Consider the following 16,187-nt stretch of genomic DNA (forward strand, 5'->3'; position numbering starts at 1 on the left):
ATGAATATGATCACTGAAACCAAAGTTACATATGACCGAAAAGAACATTACGTTTATCAAGATGCTAAGGGCGAAGTGCTGTGGGCACCTACAGATTTTATTCTCGAATTTGAAGGCGATATAAAAACCAAGAGCAAGTATAGAAAGGCTCTTAGACGCTTGTTTAAGTACATTAATACTCGAACACATACTATGTCTTGGCTTGATATGAACGACTACCATATGGAGAAGTTTAGAGATTGGAGCCTTGAAGAGACAAAAGCCGACTCTCGCTATCGCGAAGAAGAAAACATAGCCAAACAAACAACGAATAATGACTACTTGATGCCAATTTATGCTTTTTATTATTGGGTTCAAAAGCAAGGTAGTTATCACCCTAATATTTTAGGGTTCGATGCAGAGAATACCAATGCATTTCAAATTACTTCATCGCAGTTACAAAGAGATATTGCGATATCTATAGAAGAAAAGCCAAATAATGATGCTCTGTACCCTAAGTTATTTAAAAACTGTGATTCAAGAGGTAGAAAGCAACGTTCAGCGACTGAGATGGAGCTTGACGAGTTGAATTGTCATATCATTGCAAACTACCGAGGCTATGAAAGGGCTTCATTATTGCTCATAGCACAGATTATGAATCAGGCAGGTGCACGCCCTATTTCTATAGCTAGTCTAACCAGATACCAGTTTCATAAAGACATTGTTGACAAAGAACTATTCAAAGAAAAAAAGGCAACTTTAGATGTTGTGCCCAAAAAGGCTAAACAGGGTAACACCATGCCTATAAAGTTTCCTATTTCAACTACCCTTACAGTAGTGGCATTTATCAAGAATGAACTAGAACCCTACATAAAAGGTAATGAAGTTGGTCGATATGAAGGTCAATTATTCTTGAACCCAGATACACTAAAGCCTTTATCTGCGGCAGACATATCAAAGACTTTTAGCTTAATTACATCCGAATTAGGTTGGCCTAAAGGCAAGTCAATTTATTCACTAAGGCATAAGTTTGCAGGTGATAGCGTAGATAAACACTTAGCTATAGCGACTGAACTTGGATTTAGCGCTGACGAAGCATCCATTGCTCTACAGATGGAAGCTTCCATGACACATAGAGCCAAATCATCAATAAAACCATACGTCGAAAGTAGAATGCGTATGGGTCAAGAAACTGAAGCTAATAAAAAGGATCTGAAGATAAAGTCTTTGGAATCAGAAAAAGTTCTACTAGCTTTGGATGCTCAAAGAGCTTTTGAGTTGGCAGATGAAAAGAATGCTGAGAATCAAGAATTGTTATTGGAAATTGCAAAGTTAAAAGCGAAGTTAAAAACACAATAAAATTAATAGTATTTGTTAATACACATCAAGCAAATTATTTAAGAGTTCTGTAAATGAAAGCTATAGGTAAACTTGCCTTAGATCTCAATATAAATTCGTTTTGTGAACATCAAGGCATGATAGAGCAGCCTTTAAAATCAGAATTTGGTTACCGAGTCTATGCAGATGCTCTTGCAAATCAACTTAACTTTATTTTAAAGCTAAATAATTAAGGTTTACGCTGAAAGAGATTGAATCACTGATGTTCATTATGTAAGTAGCAGTTTCGCTGATATTGAATCGATGGGGTTGCAAGGTTGAAACCATGCCAACTCCTTGTCAGCGGTATTACGAATGTACAAGCTGTAAAGCACTGCTTAAACCGTTAAAAGTTGATAGTTGCGTCTATTGCTCTTACGGGACTATCAAATCCCTTCTTATCCAAAAAAGAGACGATCTATTGTTCCAAAAACAAATTATGAAGATTCCATACTAATCAATAAATAGATAAACTGAGTACAATAATTACATTTATTAGAGGCAGCAGGTGGGACTAATAGTACAAGGAAGGGTCGTCGTAGTTGATCACGATAGTAAAGAGTGGTTAAAAACCAGCTCACAAGGAAACCCAACTAAAGAAATTATAGAAGGGCTTACTGTTTATTCTCTATTTAAAAGACTACGAACTTCTAAAAAAATTCGAAGAAAATATCGAAACAAAATTCCCGGTGATAACTGTCCCATCATCTACGCACTCAAAGGTAAAGATAACCTAACAACAGATTTAACAAGTATTAAAAAGCTTAGAATTAGCTACAACTCTATTATAAGTATTTTTCAAGCTAGTGAACCAAACGGTTACGATCTCGTCATTTCAATGCCATCTGCACATAATATAAGCCGTATTATAGGGAAACGTTTGGCAGGAACTTTTTCAGCTCACCATTCCGATAATTTTTTACGTAAATTGACAATTGATGAAGCATTTAATCTTTTGGATAGAGCTGACATAAGTGTAGATGAACACAAGGCTTTATCTTTTAGGTTAAGAAAGCAAAGACAGGAAAGTGGATTTCAAGGAGCATTTTCACTCAAAGGGATTCCCGTCCCCTTTAGAAGTGAATTCCCACCACTATGTCTGAATAATACAGAAATAGAGAAATTAGAACCTCTGCGAATTCTATTGGTAGATGATCTATTAGCAACAGGAACTACGCTAAAAACAGCTCATAACTTAGTAGAATCGATATATCCGCAAGCTGTAATACATGGGGCTAGCTTAATAAGTTCATCTATGAAATGATCTTGACGAATGCGTCAATTAACATCATAATTGTAAATACAGAGTGTGCTTGAGTCTCCCCGCTCTTAAAATCCAGAAGAGACCCGCGTAGGCACCATTGCTGAAGGTCGGTTCGTAAAGGACGAGTGTTTGGCAGGTTAGGCAGCGGCTAACCCTTCAACATCTTTGTTGTCGTAACAGTAACTTTAGGAGAGCATAGGCTCTCCTTTGTTCTTTCTAGAGGCTAATGAACTAAATACATTAAATTACTCCCTTCGTCATTAACAATGATCAAGTACTATCTATCCAAGCTTCTTAAAAAAGTTAAAAATAAGCACTGATTAAAGAACTGACTAACACAGTTACTGTACATTTAAACAGCGATTGTGGACTTTCTATTATGAATATGAGAGATTATTCTATACTCTTTGAAAGCACAAAAATCTATTTGATTACGTAACGGAATATTATGAGCAAACTAAAAAAGAGCATTACTGTCCGGTTTTTCGCCATAGAAGCTGAGAACTCTTTTTTTTCTGAGTTTATATCTAACTATCAAGCTAATCAAAATAATGATAACCAAACTCGAATCATTAATATTCGAAATAAAAAGCATTTAGTCAAAGCTTCAAGTTGTGTTCAACAATCTGCCTTAGATGTATTTCCTGTTACAATTGTACGCGAAAGAAATACATGGCAAACCAAAGCCACAAGTGATGGAAAAATTTCTTCTATTGCAATAAATCAAGGTATTATTGGTGATCCATACTTTTTTTCAATCATCCCTGAATTAAAGGTAGTTATCGGCTTTACTTCTGGACCTAGCGTTAGTTTAAAAAGTGTAGGAACTTCTCTACTTGAACAGTTCAGTAACAATAGAACTGATAAAGTAAAACTAGAACTAATTCCGAAAGAAAAAGAGTTTTCTAGGCTAACTGAAATCAATGATTACAGTAGCTTACATTTTAAGATTGGGACTTCTTCATTATCTGATGTTTCTGAAAATGCGCCTCAACTAATAAAGGATTTAAGTAGTGCTCCATATTTAGAGAGCAATATGCAACTGGCATTAGACTTTGCCATTGACGAGAAAGAAGATACGGGCTTATCTAAAGAAAATGTTATTGAAATAGTTAATTATTTATCAAATCACGACGATTGTACCCTTCTTAAAGTAAAGGGAAAAAATGAAGATGGATCAGTTGTTCATTTAGATTTTGGCAATGCATTCTTTAACTATAAAACAGAGATAACAACGCGTCATAAATATATTGATGAAAAAATTGCCCAAGAGATACTAGAGGCTGCATTAGCCAGCTTCAATCATTAGGTTGATGAATAAATTTTTCAGGTTACAACTGGAGCATATTAAATTCTAAATCAATAAAATAAAGAATAGTTACAAACGATTCTTTATTTTGACATTGATAATATTTCTTTTCTAGTAATAGGATGCAAGCCAACTAACACATCACTTCTTAATAACTCTAACAGCCTGTGTAAAGAATCTACATCAATGTTATAAGCAAGTTTTTCATTCACTTCCTTTGCAGCTTCACGAGATAAGCCGATGTTAATCAACTCAATCATCCTATCATCACTAGCCCCTATTTCAATAAAGGAATGAAGTTTGATACTTGTAATATCGAGCTGTTTTAATGAGATAACATTTGTCAACAGTACTTGATAGCAACGTAGAGCATTTGCCATTCTAAATCGAATATCGTTATTGATAACTTTAATAACATCCCTTACAGCCTTATTCGGATTTACATCGTCACCTTTTTTCTTGTTATTTTTGTCCATCCACTCGATTTGTTCGTTAATAATCTCTTTTAAGCTCTCACCTTGAACCCATTTAGCTGCAATAACACACATATAAGACATGTAATATTCTCCAGTTGGAGTATAAACGCCAAATTCTACTAGTTTTTCACAAACTTTAACTAATACGTTGTAAAGTTCCTTGGATTTTGGGTGAGGTAGGGTCCAATCATTTAAGTTATCAATATTACTTATAAAATTAAATAACTTATTTTGTTGGATATAACCTATTGTTGGGCTTGCTTCTAGTGTGAATGGAGCAACTTTTAAACTGCTGTGAGCATTTCTTACAGCTCCTTCCAATGCATCAATTTCTTCTAAGCTTAAATCAAGTTCGGTTGCTTCAAGCGTCTTATGTAACTTCCCTTCAGCCACTTCCTTTATCAATTTGTTTGCTATAGTGTAGAACTTATACTGGTTTTCAGCATCATGTGCATAAACACCAGCCAGCGCTTGAAAAACTAAGGGAAGGTCTTCATTAATCGCTTTAAAGTAAGTTGGGATCTTTTCTTCATCGTTCTCTTTGTCATCAAAATAATCTTTCACCTGCCATTCGTCAGGTTCAACTATAAAAATATTACCTGCAAAATGTTCTAGCATCCTTCCTGCTCGACCAGTGATGTTATTGATTTTTACATCATCTAATCTTTCTGGTGCCCCCATTCCCTTTGACTGCATAGGTTTATAGAGAAATAAGTTTTTAGCAGGTAAATTAACCCCCTCTGCTAATGTACTTGTACAGGCAACATATTGAATAAAACCTTCTTTAACGAGGTTTTCGATCATAATTCTTAAAGAGCTAGGTAAAGGGCCATAATGAAAAGCTACCCCTTTGCGTAAATTATTTGCCAATGAAAATCTATCGTGAATGAACTCTTCAACATAATTTGCAGCCTCTTCGAGTTCATTTGGAGTATCATATTTTGTTACTTTATCAGCAATATTTTGTGCAATATTTTCGCAATGATCCGTCTGATTTCTATAAATTATATTGCTGTGACCTCTGCCAAACTTTAGAGCAATATCTGAGAGATGTTTATCCTTAAACCCCTTTGGAATTGTTATTGAATCTTGGGTATTAAGCCTTTCAATTACGAGGTTCCGGCCTACAGGCTTCACTTCCATTAATATTTTGGCAACAGGAGAAATTGATGTAATTTCTTTGGTAAACTCCAAATCTTCAAAAACAGTTGAAAAAGAATCTTGGTAGCTAGCCGAAGGCATACTTATGATTACTTGGGGAAAGCTGTCTTCCATTAACTTATCTATTGTCAAATGAAGTAATACACCCCGGCTCTCATCCGTAATATTATGAGCTTCATCAATAAACAAGTAGTTAAAAGATAAGTCACCTGCTTGTAACGCCTCAAGTAAGCGTTCCTGTGTCATGACAAAAAAGGTTTTGTCTGCATAACCATCGTCTTGTGGAACTGTACAAATCTCTATTTCTTTTTCGTAATTCTGTTCTTTAGCTATTTCGTAAAGTTTATTCGCTACTTCTGATATTAAAGCTCTGGTGGGGACAATTATCGCGGCAAATGCACCGTCAGAATCAATCATTCTTCGTATGAGGTAACTAAGAATGATGTGTGTTTTCCCAGCTGAAGTTGGAGCTACGGTTATAACATCTTCATCTAATATAAGACTTTCCCATAAGGTCCTTTGGAAATCAGTTAGAGGAAAACTTAGCTCATCAACCGTATTTAACTCTTGCCTAAAATCCATCTCAGCTTCTGAATAGAAGCTATATTTAAAACTAAGGTCAGGGTAGTTTTTTTCAATTAGTTTAATGTTAGGAAAGTCTCCAGAGCTAGAGAATACACGATTTGCTATAGCAATTATTTCTGGGTATGAATTGCCGCAAACATCAAGAAGCATGGAGAGTAATGCGGCTCCTTCCTTTCGGAATTTACTATCGTTAACTTTATAAAAATATTGAGCTATCGTTATTAATTGCTTTACATGCTCTCTATTTATCTCGGCTTCCATACCAATCATTTTATAAATATATGAACGAAACAGTTCGTTAGTTGCTTCCTTATAACGTTCACTAGCTAGCGCTCGTGTTGAAAGCTTCTTAATAAACTCACTCATTTTTTAATGTCCATATATTTAATAAATTGTCCCACTAAATCTTCAATACAATTAAATGGTAAAATCATCAATACGGTTTTATTTGCTGGTAAATCTTGCTTTTCCAGCTTCATGTAAAAATCCGCAATATATTCTTTCCCAATATTTAAGTATTCTTGTTCAAACTCTTCTGTGGAGCATTGAAGCAACTCTGGTTTTGAGAAACCGATAAAGCATGAATTATGTAAAATTTCATCTAAATCAGTATCAGAAAGAGGGTCTAAAACCTCTAAAAGGTACTCTTCTAAATCAGCATCTATATTAGGAAAGTCCATTTCACTATCAAGTAAATCAAATTCTTCCTGATATTTATCCTTAGCACTCTTGATCGACTTTGCGGCTTTTGATGCAGCCGATTTAAAGTCTATATGTAATTTTGACTCACCTAAAAATAGTTTAAAATTACCGTCATAGAATTGACCATGAACGCCATCTGCTCCATATACAGGCATCCTCCTTGATGTTTTGTTAGCGACTTTGCTCAGTAATTTGGGGGCTTCAAGATAAACATCCAGCAACGTAAAAAGAATTAGTTCACCGAGTTCGCCTTGAGCTGTGTGTTGGCTTAGTTTGCGAATTGCTTTATCGAAAAGTTTAGTCGCTGCACCTTCTTTTTTTATTCCGAGCTTTTTCTCAATTTCAGAGCACTTGAAAACAAAACTTGCCAAAATGCCGTTTTTTAAGGAAGAAAAAAATTGGGTTAATGAATCAGGTATACCGTTAGGAGCTAAATAAATAAGAAGTGCTTCAACGCTCCTTCCATCATCTAGCTTATGAGTAAAATCGACCTTGTTTAAGATCGCCTTAATTTCATCGTTATTTTTTAACTGTGGCTCTAAACGTTTTTCCATTTTTATTTCTTGTCTATCCTTAATACTTAGATATTAACAAATCCCTACATATATTCAATTTTGAAAGTGGAGCACCTACTTATCTTGTAAGAACTACTTATTTGAAAGCTGCTTCATTCATTCGAGAGTCCGGTAAAGAGTAGGGTTAGTAACAGAATATTTTTAGCTATTTCTTAAATCGCCCCTCCATTAAACTCATCCTTTAGTATTTCTTTTACTTGTCAGATAAAGCAGGCAAGCTGCCCATGTGTTTGCCTTTAGCTTTAGCTTCTTCACGACCTTCTGTGGTTCTGGCTTTTATAAGATCTAGCTCAAGTTGAGCGAATACTTCACAAAGGTTGATCATGGGGGTAGCAAACGGGTTATCATTTTTAGTATTGAGAGAACCATTAATAATCTTTGAACAATCGCCCCGTTTGTGAGTACTTTCAATGCCCTCAAAAATAAACTTTAATGATCGGCCTAGCCGCTCAAGGCGAGTAACAATTACCTCATCACCCACCTGATGAAATCGATTAGCTTCTTTAACTTTTTCATTTCTAAACGAAGTACCAGACACATTGCCTTATAATACTTTTTTACAACCATAATAGCCCAACTGAACAGTTAAGCATTCAAATCTTGTTCTCTAGTAGATACTCTTGCAAAAGTAGATACTCTTGCAAAAACACTTTCATGTGTAGGAAACTTTTAGCTTTCAAACATGAACGAGATAAAAGATCAATATTCGTTCATTTAAAAAGTGAAATAAATGACAACTCTAACTATCAAGTTTAATTCTTCCACATGCTTTAACTGTGTCTTCACTTGTACACGAGCTTGCCATTTGTTGAAGCTCAGCTTGTAGTACTTTGAGTCCCCACATTAGGTTGTTAACTAAAGCCAATTTCGCCTGTGTCTATTACAAGTTCAAAACTTAAACTCTAAATATAAGCTGATTTGATCTCCTTCAAAGAAAATTTTTTGCCCATAAACTCTTATACCGAAATGTATAGATTAGTACTGATTCACAATAATTACGCTGAAATTGAGTCAATCGTATTACAAATACTCTTATTGATACTGGCTCATTACTTGCAATTTTTCGAGAACATGACCACATGTAGAGAATAATAGGCTAACAGTGGGAAATATTTACACTATCAATGTAAGGATTACTTATGAAATACTCAAGATTTGCTGCAATGATCATCACCTCAACCATTGCTATGTTTGTCATGATGTATCTCAACACTTACGCAGTATCACATATATGGTTTAGTGAAACGCGTATCTATATGGCGTTGTATATGGGAGCAGGTATGGCAATGATCATGCTGGCCTTTATGCTTGGCATGTACAGTAACAAGAAGCTCAACATGGCTATTTTTCTATTGGCGACAATACTGTTCGCCATATGTCTTTATCTTGTTCGCTCTCAAAGCACAATTTCTGACACTGCCTACATGAAAGCGATGATTCCTCATCACTCCATTGCTATTCTTACTAGTGAGCATTCAACTTTGGAGGATGTACGCGTGCGTGAATTGGCAAATGGTATTATTAAAGCCCAACGAAAAGAAATAAAAGAAATGGAATGGCTGATTAAGGATATTTCTGAAAATGGAAAGGTCAGCTCACAAGCTCAGGCTGAGCAACGACCGCTCCCAAAGTTTGAAGGCACACTGAACAAAGGAGACTAAGATGACTAAGACAGCTACCCTGTACAGAATGGTCACTGACGAACATATCTGCTCCTATGGTTTAAGGTCGAAAGATTTGCTGGAGAGGCAAGGGTATGATGTAGAAGATCATAAGCTCACGTCAAGACAACAAGCTGATGACTTCAAAGATAAGCATGATGTCAAAACTACGCCACAAACCTTTATTGAAGGAAAGCGTGTCGGAGGATACGATGACTTAAGAGAGTATTTTGGTAAAGATGAAGCAGGTCAAACTGGCACAACCTACACGCCAGTTGTAGCCATTTTCTCGATAGCTGCACTTCTTGCTGTCGCATCTCAACATTTTGCTTCCGGCTCATTTATCTCCATCAGAACACTGATGCTATTTATAGCTTTTTCAATGACGCTCTTAGCGGTGCAAAAACTGAAAGACCTATACAGTTTCACAAATTCGTTTATTACTTATGATTTACTAGCGATGAGATGGATAAGATATAGTTATATTTATCCCTTCATTGAAGCATATGCAGGTATTGGTATGGTTGCCCAACTACAGCCTCTCGCAGTGGCACCATTTTCATTGTTTATCGGCACAGTTGGAGCAATTTCAGTTTTCAAAGCCGTTTACATTGACAAACGCCAGTTAAAGTGTGCCTGTGTAGGCGGCGATAGCAGTGTGCCACTTGGATTTGTATCGCTATCTGAAAACTTATTTATGATCGCGGGAGCATTGATTATGCTGCTGATGTAAAGGTATAGCTCTATTCGGCGGCCCCTTAACTGTTAAGATTAGACCTAGGATGCCAGCCCACACCTTTCTAATCCATATGTAACATTTTTTCTGTCGTACTGGCATCAAGATAACCAGAACTGAGCAAACAATCTCAAAGGTTGTACAAAATAACACTAAAGCTTTTTCATTAAGTTTTATTGTTATGCTCTTGTGGTGGCTTTCGCCACCACTTTATTAGTTTTCAAGTTCCACCATATCTTTCGCTGCAATGTCACCAGACACTAGCTTTACAGTTGCGAAATGATCATTCACAATTTTAGTAATTTGTACCGTTCCTACCTTTTCGATAGTGTAGGGATCTTCACCTTCACTCAATACTATTCTTTCATGGAATCTAATAACACTGTATTTTTGCCCAACCTCTGCGCCATGCTTAGCACCAATACAGATTAGAGTTCGATTATCAGAACTTTCTACTACCTGACCTCTCATCATGTATTTATGATAAAAAGTGGTATTGGAACAACCCACTAAATATAAACCGAATGTAAGCAATAAAAGAGCTTTTATATAGGGTGTTTTCATCACTGTTACCTCATTTGACTAACTAATTATCTATACACTTTTTTATGAATTCATTTGTTTTTCCGGCCAGCCCCCGAAGGTGCTTGATGACAACTCCAAGGCTTATGAACAGAGTTATCTTTGATGTTCTGATCAACAAATTTATAGTAACTTTCTTTAGTATGTGTCCACCAATCATCATGAACATCTGCGCCATACTTACGGATTACCTCCTCAATCCCATCAAGGCTTACGTTTGCGGCATCATAGGCAAGGTGTATTTCACCTTCTTTGATGTTGTAACTAACTTCATCTATACCAAAAAGCTGATCTATTTCTTTTACTAACTCGTCACAGCTTTCTTCTGTGACATTGCTAAGCTTTAGGTTTCGAACAACTAAATTTTGCTCTTTAACGCCAACTCTATGATTTAAATCGCTCATAATTTTTCTCCTAATGTTTGTGTGAATGCTGTTGATTGCTATCTTTCATTTCTTCCATTTTACGGTTCATCTGCGGCATCATGTTCCCCATCATTTCTAAATGATGTTCAGCCATCTTGATTTGTTGATGCATTGGCATTTCTTCCATGTTTTTGTGCATGGATTGCATCATCTTCATCATTGAACGGTGATGTTCAACCATCATCTGCTGTTGCTTTTCAGGATCTTTTTCAGTTTTAATGGCATGGACTTCCTTTTTCATTTCCATCATCTTTTTGTGCATTTCTCCCATGTTCTCATGTGGTATTGCCATGCCTTGATGCATATCAGCTTTGTTCGCACCTTCATGCTTATGCTCATTGTTTTGGGCAAATGAGCTAGTGGTTATAAGTAGTGAACTAATAAATAAAATTGATTTAGTTAACGTTTTCATGATTTTTACCTTCTACACTTTTATTAAAATTTGGGATCCAACTTGGTGTCGATTCCATATACCTGTGGTACTCCGAACCAAACTCAGCAATCGCTTGTGCTTCTTCGCGTTTCGCTAGCTTGACGTAAACAACGACTAAGATCGGAAACATCGCAAGTGTTGGGATTGTCGGCCACTGCAATAAAAAGCCGAACATGATTAGAATGAAAGCTACATACTGTGGGTGGCGACACCTTGCATACCATCCAGTTGTAGCCAATTGATGATGTTTTTGCGCGTGATGCAATACATTCCATGCTGAAGACAACATAAAGAAACCTGCAACAATTAACACCATACTCACTATATGAAATGGGTCCCAATGGGCATCACCTTGAAATCCAAAGAAAGTATGTAATAAATGCCCATTTTCATGCGCAAAGAAATTTACTTCTGGATAGGTCTCCGTCAGCCACCCCGACAGAAAATAGATAGTTAAAGGAAAGCCATACATTTCAGTAAATAGGGCAACAATAAAGGCAGAGAACGCGCTTAGACTTCTCCAATCAGTTGATGTTTTTGGTTTGACAAAACTAAAGGCAAAAAAGATAAAAATTGCTGAGTTCAGTATCACCATTGACCATAAGCCATAATCATATGTTTCATTCATCACTGCTTTCCTTTTTATGTGATTCCTTACGTGCCTTTTCTAACCCTTGTATGTAGCCATCGTGATAGGCTGCATTTTTATCCGTGAGTTCTTGAAAGCTCTCTTCCTTTTTTTCATCAGGCGCATGTGAATGATCGTGACCATGTTTACCATGACTGCCATGCATAAATACGTGCATCAAGGGGCATAGCAATAAAATCAAGTAGGGAAGAAATTGCAGCATATGTTGACCATGCTCAAGCACTAAGAAGTAGGTCACTGCGGCAATAAGTGCCAGTGCAGCCCAGCCTGTAGGTGTTGACCAAAAATTAGGGTGTTGATTTTTCATATTGCCCTCCTAAACGACTTTTAAGACACCGCGATACATTTGCATCTGACAGTGAAACTCATGCTCTCCCGGTGATAAGTTCAATAGGGTAATTTGAGTAATTTCATTTAATTTAAGCTGTTCGCTTATATCCAATGAAGGAATAAGCATTGTTTCAGCGCAGGGGGATTGATCTTTGCGCATAAACTTCAGAGTGACAGGTTGGCTAGCAGACACCTGAATTGAGGATGGGGAATACACACCATCCCTCACTTCAATGAGTACTTCATTACCTTGAACGATTGTTTTATTGGGTTTATATAGCCAAAACCACCAAACAATCAGCGCGATTAACATTAAGCCTAATAAGTTAATAACCATCATTGTGATTCTCCTTAATGCTCTTTTGCTTTAAAAAAGCGAAGTCGATTTGCATTTGACACTACAGTCAATGACGAAAACGCCATTGCAGCACCTGCAATTACAGGGCTAAGCAGAATGCCAAAGAAGGGATATAGAACCCCCGCAGCAAAAGGAATCCCGGCTACGTTATAGACAAACGCGCCAAACAAGTTTTGTTTGATATTTCGTAAAGTAGCTTTGCTTACCGCTATGGCATCAGCAAGGCCATGAAGTGAACCACGCATTAGGGTAATGTCAGCACTTTCGATAGCTACATCAGTCCCTGTGCCTATGGCGAAGCCAACATCGGCTAACGCTAGCGCAGGAGCATCGTTGATGCCATCTCCTGTCATACCAACAATTTCGCCGCCTTCTTGTAGCTCTTTCACCTTGTTGGCTTTATCTTCTGGCAGCACTTCAGCAAGAAACTCACTAATACCCACTTTTTTAGCTACGGCGGCAGCGGTTTCCTTGTTATCACCCGTTAACATGATGACGCGTATACCATTAGCCTGAAGCCGTTTGATAGCAGAGATTGAGTCTGACTTGATAGGATCTGCAACAGCAATGATTGCTGCAAGTTCACCATCTACAGCAAAGTACATAGGTGTTTTGGCTTCTTTGGCTAAAGACTGTGCTTGTTCAACAAAGCCTGTGAGGTCTATGCCTTTTAACTTCATTAGTTTATCGTTTCCGAAAAGCAGGGCTTTGTTGTTGCAGCTTGCTTCTACACCAAAACCCGTAATGGCGTTAAAGGCTTCAATTTTTAGTAACTCAATATCCTGATCTAACGCACTTTCAACAATCGCTTGCGCTAAAGGATGCTCTGAGCCGCTTTCTAAACTTGCTGCAAGCTGTAGTACGTCTTTTTCGTCAGTAGCTTTTGCTAAAATAATATCGGTTACCTTAGGTGCCCCTTCAGTAATAGTGCCCGTTTTATCTAAAATCATGGCAGTGATTTTAGAGGCGGTTTGCAGTGCCTCACCGTTGCGAATAAGCACTCCGGCTTCTGCTGCTTTTCCTACTCCCACCATGACAGACATGGGTGTTGCCAAGCCTAAAGCACACGGGCAGGCAATAATAAGCACAGTAGTTGCTGAAACGATGGCAAAAGCAATGGCTGGCTCAGGTCCAAAGTTAAGCCATGCTAGCGCACTTAACACAGAGGTGATCATCACGACAGGTACGAAAAAAGCTGAAATAACATCGGCCAAACGGCCAATCGGCGGTTTCGAATTTTGTGCTCGTTTCACCATATTGATGATCTGTGCAAGCGCCGTGTCTTTACCAACGCGTGTGGCTCTAAATAAAATCATGCCTGATTTGTTCAAAGTACCTGCGACAACCTCATCTTCTTCAGCTTTTTCAGCAGGCATAGGTTCGCCTGTCAGCATGGACTCATCAATAGAGGTGTGTCCTTCCAATACCACGCCATCGACGGGAATTTTTTCACCCGGTTTTACCTTCACAATATCGTTAAATAAAACCTGCTCAATACCTATCTGAACTTCTTTGTTGTCACGAACCACGGTTGCTGTTTTGGCTTGCAAGCCGATAAGACGTTTAATGGCCTCAGAGGTTTTACCTCTGGCTTTGATTTCTAATGCTAAACCTAAATCAATTAAGCCAATGATCATGGCGGTAGCTTCAAAATAAACATGCCGTGCCATCAATGGAACAGCGTCAGGTGCAAACACGACAACCATCGAATACAACCAAGCTGTACCTGTTCCTAAAGCAATTAGGGTGTCCATATTAGCGGAGTGGTTTTTAAAGCTTTTCCAAGCGCCAACATAAAAATGCTTACCTGAAAAATACATAACACCAAAAGTTAAAATGCCTACAACCAGCCAAGACATGCGCTCAAGGTTTGTTTCAACCGTCATTTCTCCAACCACAATGCTGTAGATCATCAAAGGAACGCCGAGTGAAAGGGCAATAAACGTATCGCGCATTAGCTTTTTGTAATATGCAAAATCCGCCGCCTCTTTCTCATCAAGCGCATCTGTTGCTGAGCTATCATCAATTGGCTTCGCGTTATACCCCGCTGACTCAACAGCTTTGATCAACTCTTTTGTTTTAGCTGTCCCATAAACTGTTACTGTCCTATCAGCAAAATTCATTTCCGCACTGACGACTCCAAGAGTTGCCTTCAACGCCCCTTCAATTTTGCCTACACAGCTAGCACACCCAGCACCTTCAATGATAAGCTGTTGGTTATGTGATACTTTCTCCAACGTATTCTCCTTACTTTTACACGAAGAGGATTGAGCTTTTGCCTGACAGCAACAGCCTGATTCAGTTTTTATATTTGTGTTAGTAGCCACCCTTTTTCCTCCTATGCTTTTTTAATTTGCTCAAAGTTTTCGATGAGATGACAAACCATGTTTGCAGTCGGTGCTTTGTCTTCCATTTCTTCCCATCGAGAAAGCGCAGAAGACATTTTTCCTCGAAGTGCCAACATTGCTTGAAACTGCTTTTCTGTTTCTTCAAGCCGCTCTTTGATCAGGCTTCTGACTAATGGGCACGCACTTTTACCATCTTCAGATTCATTAATAATTTCCTTGATATCTGCAACGGAAAAACCAAGGTTTCTAGCACTTAAAATGAATTTAAGTCTCGATACTTCTTTATTCGAGTATGACTTGTAGCCGTTCACTGACTTAGCAGGTTTTAACAATCCTAATCTGGTGTAATAGCGCACCGTATCAGCAGTCGTTCCAAGGCTTTTTGCCAGCTCCGCAACTTTCATATTCACTCCTCAGTTTTTTAGCTAAGTTTGTACTCTCATCTTCAGCTTAGACCTGTGTCTAAGACACAGGTCAAGTACTAATTCTAGTGAATAAGCTAAAAACTAATTTTTTGGTAAAAGAGAAATCTCGGTCAAAATCGACAGCATTAAGTACTGTAAATAGCAATAGTTTGAGCATGTTCATCATGCCTCCAAAAAATATTGTGCTAATTGTTCAAAACGGTTGGTAATTTAAACCAATCAGTAAATCGTTTTATTTTTGATGGGACTGGCGAAAAAAAGGCGCACTGATCCCGTGATTAGCCAATAATTGGTGGACGATAAAGTAAGAGATGGATACCAGATTTTGGTAGGGGTATACGCTGTAGAATTAGCTCAGAATGAATATTGCAAATACCTTCGTCTTGCGCTTCCACAAGATAGGCATTTAAATGAAAGCTTGTACAAAAACCGCCTTCACAACAAACACAATCACCAGCTTTACATTTTTCACAGTCTTCATCACCATGAAGGTGTTTAGAGTCTTGCGAATTTTCAGTGTGATAGTGACTATTGTCAATCATTGATTGATGATGCATATTTTTGCTTGGTTGTATAATATGCGTGTCGGATGAGCCATTATGATGCTCTTCACAATTCATTGGTTTAGCAATAGCAAAACTATGCTGCGTAAGCAACACAGTTATTATCACTATTTTAAACCACCTGAAAAGTCCAAACATTATCATTCCTTCTTTAGCACCTACAATATTAGCCACTTTATAAAAATAATTTTATGATCTTGATCAACCTTTGAACTAAAACCTAAACTTTTTACTTTTTACTTTTTACTT

The 16,187-nt window shown here is 37.5% G+C and carries 19 protein-coding genes; 7 read left to right on the top strand and 12 right to left on the bottom strand.

The features are described from left to right. The 5 genes from PSR9079_RS09565 to PSR9079_RS09580 all read left to right on the top strand — a co-directional run bounded on the left by PSR9079_RS09565 (window position 1) and on the right by PSR9079_RS09580 (window position 3,929). On the top strand, window positions 1-1,338 hold the full coding sequence (locus PSR9079_RS09565; protein ID WP_231619712.1) for a hypothetical protein: 1,338 nt from the start codon (window positions 1-3) through the stop codon (window positions 1,336-1,338). Window positions 1,339-1,391: 53 nt separating this feature from the next. Further along, window positions 1,392-1,550: a hypothetical protein gene (locus PSR9079_RS23645; protein ID WP_179959165.1), complete on the top strand. Its 159-nt coding sequence runs from the start codon at window positions 1,392-1,394 to the stop codon at window positions 1,548-1,550. Window positions 1,551-1,642: 92 nt separating this feature from the next. Further along, window positions 1,643-1,813, top strand: coding sequence for a GDCCVxC domain-containing (seleno)protein (locus PSR9079_RS23945; protein WP_425468857.1), 171 nt, complete (start codon window positions 1,643-1,645; stop codon window positions 1,811-1,813). Window positions 1,814-1,864: 51 nt separating this feature from the next. Next, window positions 1,865-2,620 carry a type I phosphoribosyltransferase gene (locus PSR9079_RS09575; protein WP_149981297.1) on the top strand — a complete coding sequence of 252 codons (756 nt, stop codon included), beginning with the start codon at window positions 1,865-1,867 and terminating at the stop codon, window positions 2,618-2,620. Window positions 2,621-3,068: 448 nt separating this feature from the next. After that, complete coding sequence (locus PSR9079_RS09580; protein ID WP_149981298.1) at window positions 3,069-3,929, top strand: DUF6731 family protein; 861 nt, start codon at window positions 3,069-3,071, stop codon at window positions 3,927-3,929. Between the two features lie 83 nt (window positions 3,930-4,012). Here the strand turns inward: PSR9079_RS09580 and PSR9079_RS09585 are convergent, their stop codons facing one another. From PSR9079_RS09585 to PSR9079_RS09595, 3 genes are all read right to left on the bottom strand, one after another. After that, the gene (locus tag PSR9079_RS09585) at window positions 4,013-6,517 is read right to left on the bottom strand and encodes a DEAD/DEAH box helicase (protein WP_149981299.1); all 2,505 of its coding nucleotides are present in this window, start codon (window positions 6,515-6,517) and stop codon (window positions 4,013-4,015) included. Further along, complete coding sequence (locus PSR9079_RS09590) at window positions 6,514-7,407, bottom strand: HamA C-terminal domain-containing protein (RefSeq protein WP_076920562.1); 894 nt, start codon at window positions 7,405-7,407, stop codon at window positions 6,514-6,516. The genes PSR9079_RS09585 and PSR9079_RS09590 overlap by 4 nt, the downstream gene beginning before the upstream one ends. 214 nt (window positions 7,408-7,621) lie before the next feature. Continuing rightward, complete coding sequence (locus PSR9079_RS09595; RefSeq protein WP_076920561.1) at window positions 7,622-7,966, bottom strand: recombinase family protein; 345 nt, start codon at window positions 7,964-7,966, stop codon at window positions 7,622-7,624. Window positions 7,967-8,567: 601 nt separating this feature from the next. On the opposite strand from PSR9079_RS09595, the gene PSR9079_RS09600 reads away from it, so the two are divergent. Together PSR9079_RS09600 and PSR9079_RS09605 are read left to right on the top strand one after the other, a co-directional pair. Then, the gene (locus PSR9079_RS09600; RefSeq protein WP_008109672.1) at window positions 8,568-9,089 is read left to right on the top strand and encodes a DUF305 domain-containing protein; all 522 of its coding nucleotides are present in this window, start codon (window positions 8,568-8,570) and stop codon (window positions 9,087-9,089) included. A gap of 1 nt (window position 9,090) precedes the next feature. Next, window positions 9,091-9,822 (top strand): MauE/DoxX family redox-associated membrane protein, encoded by a 732-nt coding sequence (locus tag PSR9079_RS09605; protein ID WP_149981300.1) that lies wholly within the window; start codon window positions 9,091-9,093, stop codon window positions 9,820-9,822. A 216-nt stretch (window positions 9,823-10,038) separates the two neighbouring features. On the opposite strand, the gene PSR9079_RS09610 is transcribed toward PSR9079_RS09605, so the two are convergent. The 9 genes from PSR9079_RS09610 to PSR9079_RS09650 all read right to left on the bottom strand — a co-directional run bounded on the left by PSR9079_RS09610 (window position 10,039) and on the right by PSR9079_RS09650 (window position 16,076). Continuing rightward, window positions 10,039-10,389 carry a hypothetical protein gene (locus PSR9079_RS09610; protein WP_004589646.1) on the bottom strand — a complete coding sequence of 117 codons (351 nt, stop codon included), beginning with the start codon at window positions 10,387-10,389 and terminating at the stop codon, window positions 10,039-10,041. 50 nt (window positions 10,390-10,439) lie between these two features. Continuing rightward, a complete protein-coding gene (locus tag PSR9079_RS09615) occupies window positions 10,440-10,811 on the bottom strand; it encodes a hypothetical protein (protein ID WP_008467865.1) in 372 nt (123 codons plus the stop codon). 10 nt (window positions 10,812-10,821) lie between these two features. Next, window positions 10,822-11,244: a hypothetical protein gene (locus PSR9079_RS09620; protein WP_008467863.1), complete on the bottom strand. Its 423-nt coding sequence runs from the start codon at window positions 11,242-11,244 to the stop codon at window positions 10,822-10,824. Then, window positions 11,228-11,893 carry a methyltransferase family protein gene (locus PSR9079_RS09625; RefSeq protein WP_008467861.1) on the bottom strand — a complete coding sequence of 222 codons (666 nt, stop codon included), beginning with the start codon at window positions 11,891-11,893 and terminating at the stop codon, window positions 11,228-11,230. Before PSR9079_RS09625 ends, PSR9079_RS09620 begins: the two co-directional genes overlap by 17 nt. Further along, window positions 11,886-12,221, bottom strand: coding sequence for a DUF2933 domain-containing protein (locus PSR9079_RS09630; RefSeq protein ID WP_016899208.1), 336 nt, complete (start codon window positions 12,219-12,221; stop codon window positions 11,886-11,888). The genes PSR9079_RS09625 and PSR9079_RS09630 overlap by 8 nt, the downstream gene beginning before the upstream one ends. Before the next feature lie 9 nt (window positions 12,222-12,230). Then, window positions 12,231-12,584: a cupredoxin domain-containing protein gene (locus tag PSR9079_RS09635; RefSeq protein WP_004589267.1), complete on the bottom strand. Its 354-nt coding sequence runs from the start codon at window positions 12,582-12,584 to the stop codon at window positions 12,231-12,233. Between the two features lie 11 nt (window positions 12,585-12,595). Continuing rightward, on the bottom strand, window positions 12,596-14,839 hold the full coding sequence (locus PSR9079_RS09640) for a heavy metal translocating P-type ATPase (protein ID WP_076920054.1): 2,244 nt from the start codon (window positions 14,837-14,839) through the stop codon (window positions 12,596-12,598). Window positions 14,840-14,940: 101 nt separating this feature from the next. Beyond that, window positions 14,941-15,354 (bottom strand): MerR family transcriptional regulator, encoded by a 414-nt coding sequence (locus PSR9079_RS09645; protein ID WP_008467855.1) that lies wholly within the window; start codon window positions 15,352-15,354, stop codon window positions 14,941-14,943. A gap of 299 nt (window positions 15,355-15,653) precedes the next feature. Further along, on the bottom strand, window positions 15,654-16,076 hold the full coding sequence (locus PSR9079_RS09650; protein ID WP_016899206.1) for a hypothetical protein: 423 nt from the start codon (window positions 16,074-16,076) through the stop codon (window positions 15,654-15,656). Window positions 16,077-16,187: the final 111 nt, after the last annotated feature.

The organism is Pseudoalteromonas rhizosphaerae, assembly GCF_902498845.1.
GTDB classification, from domain to species: Bacteria; Pseudomonadota; Gammaproteobacteria; order Enterobacterales; family Alteromonadaceae; genus Pseudoalteromonas; species Pseudoalteromonas rhizosphaerae.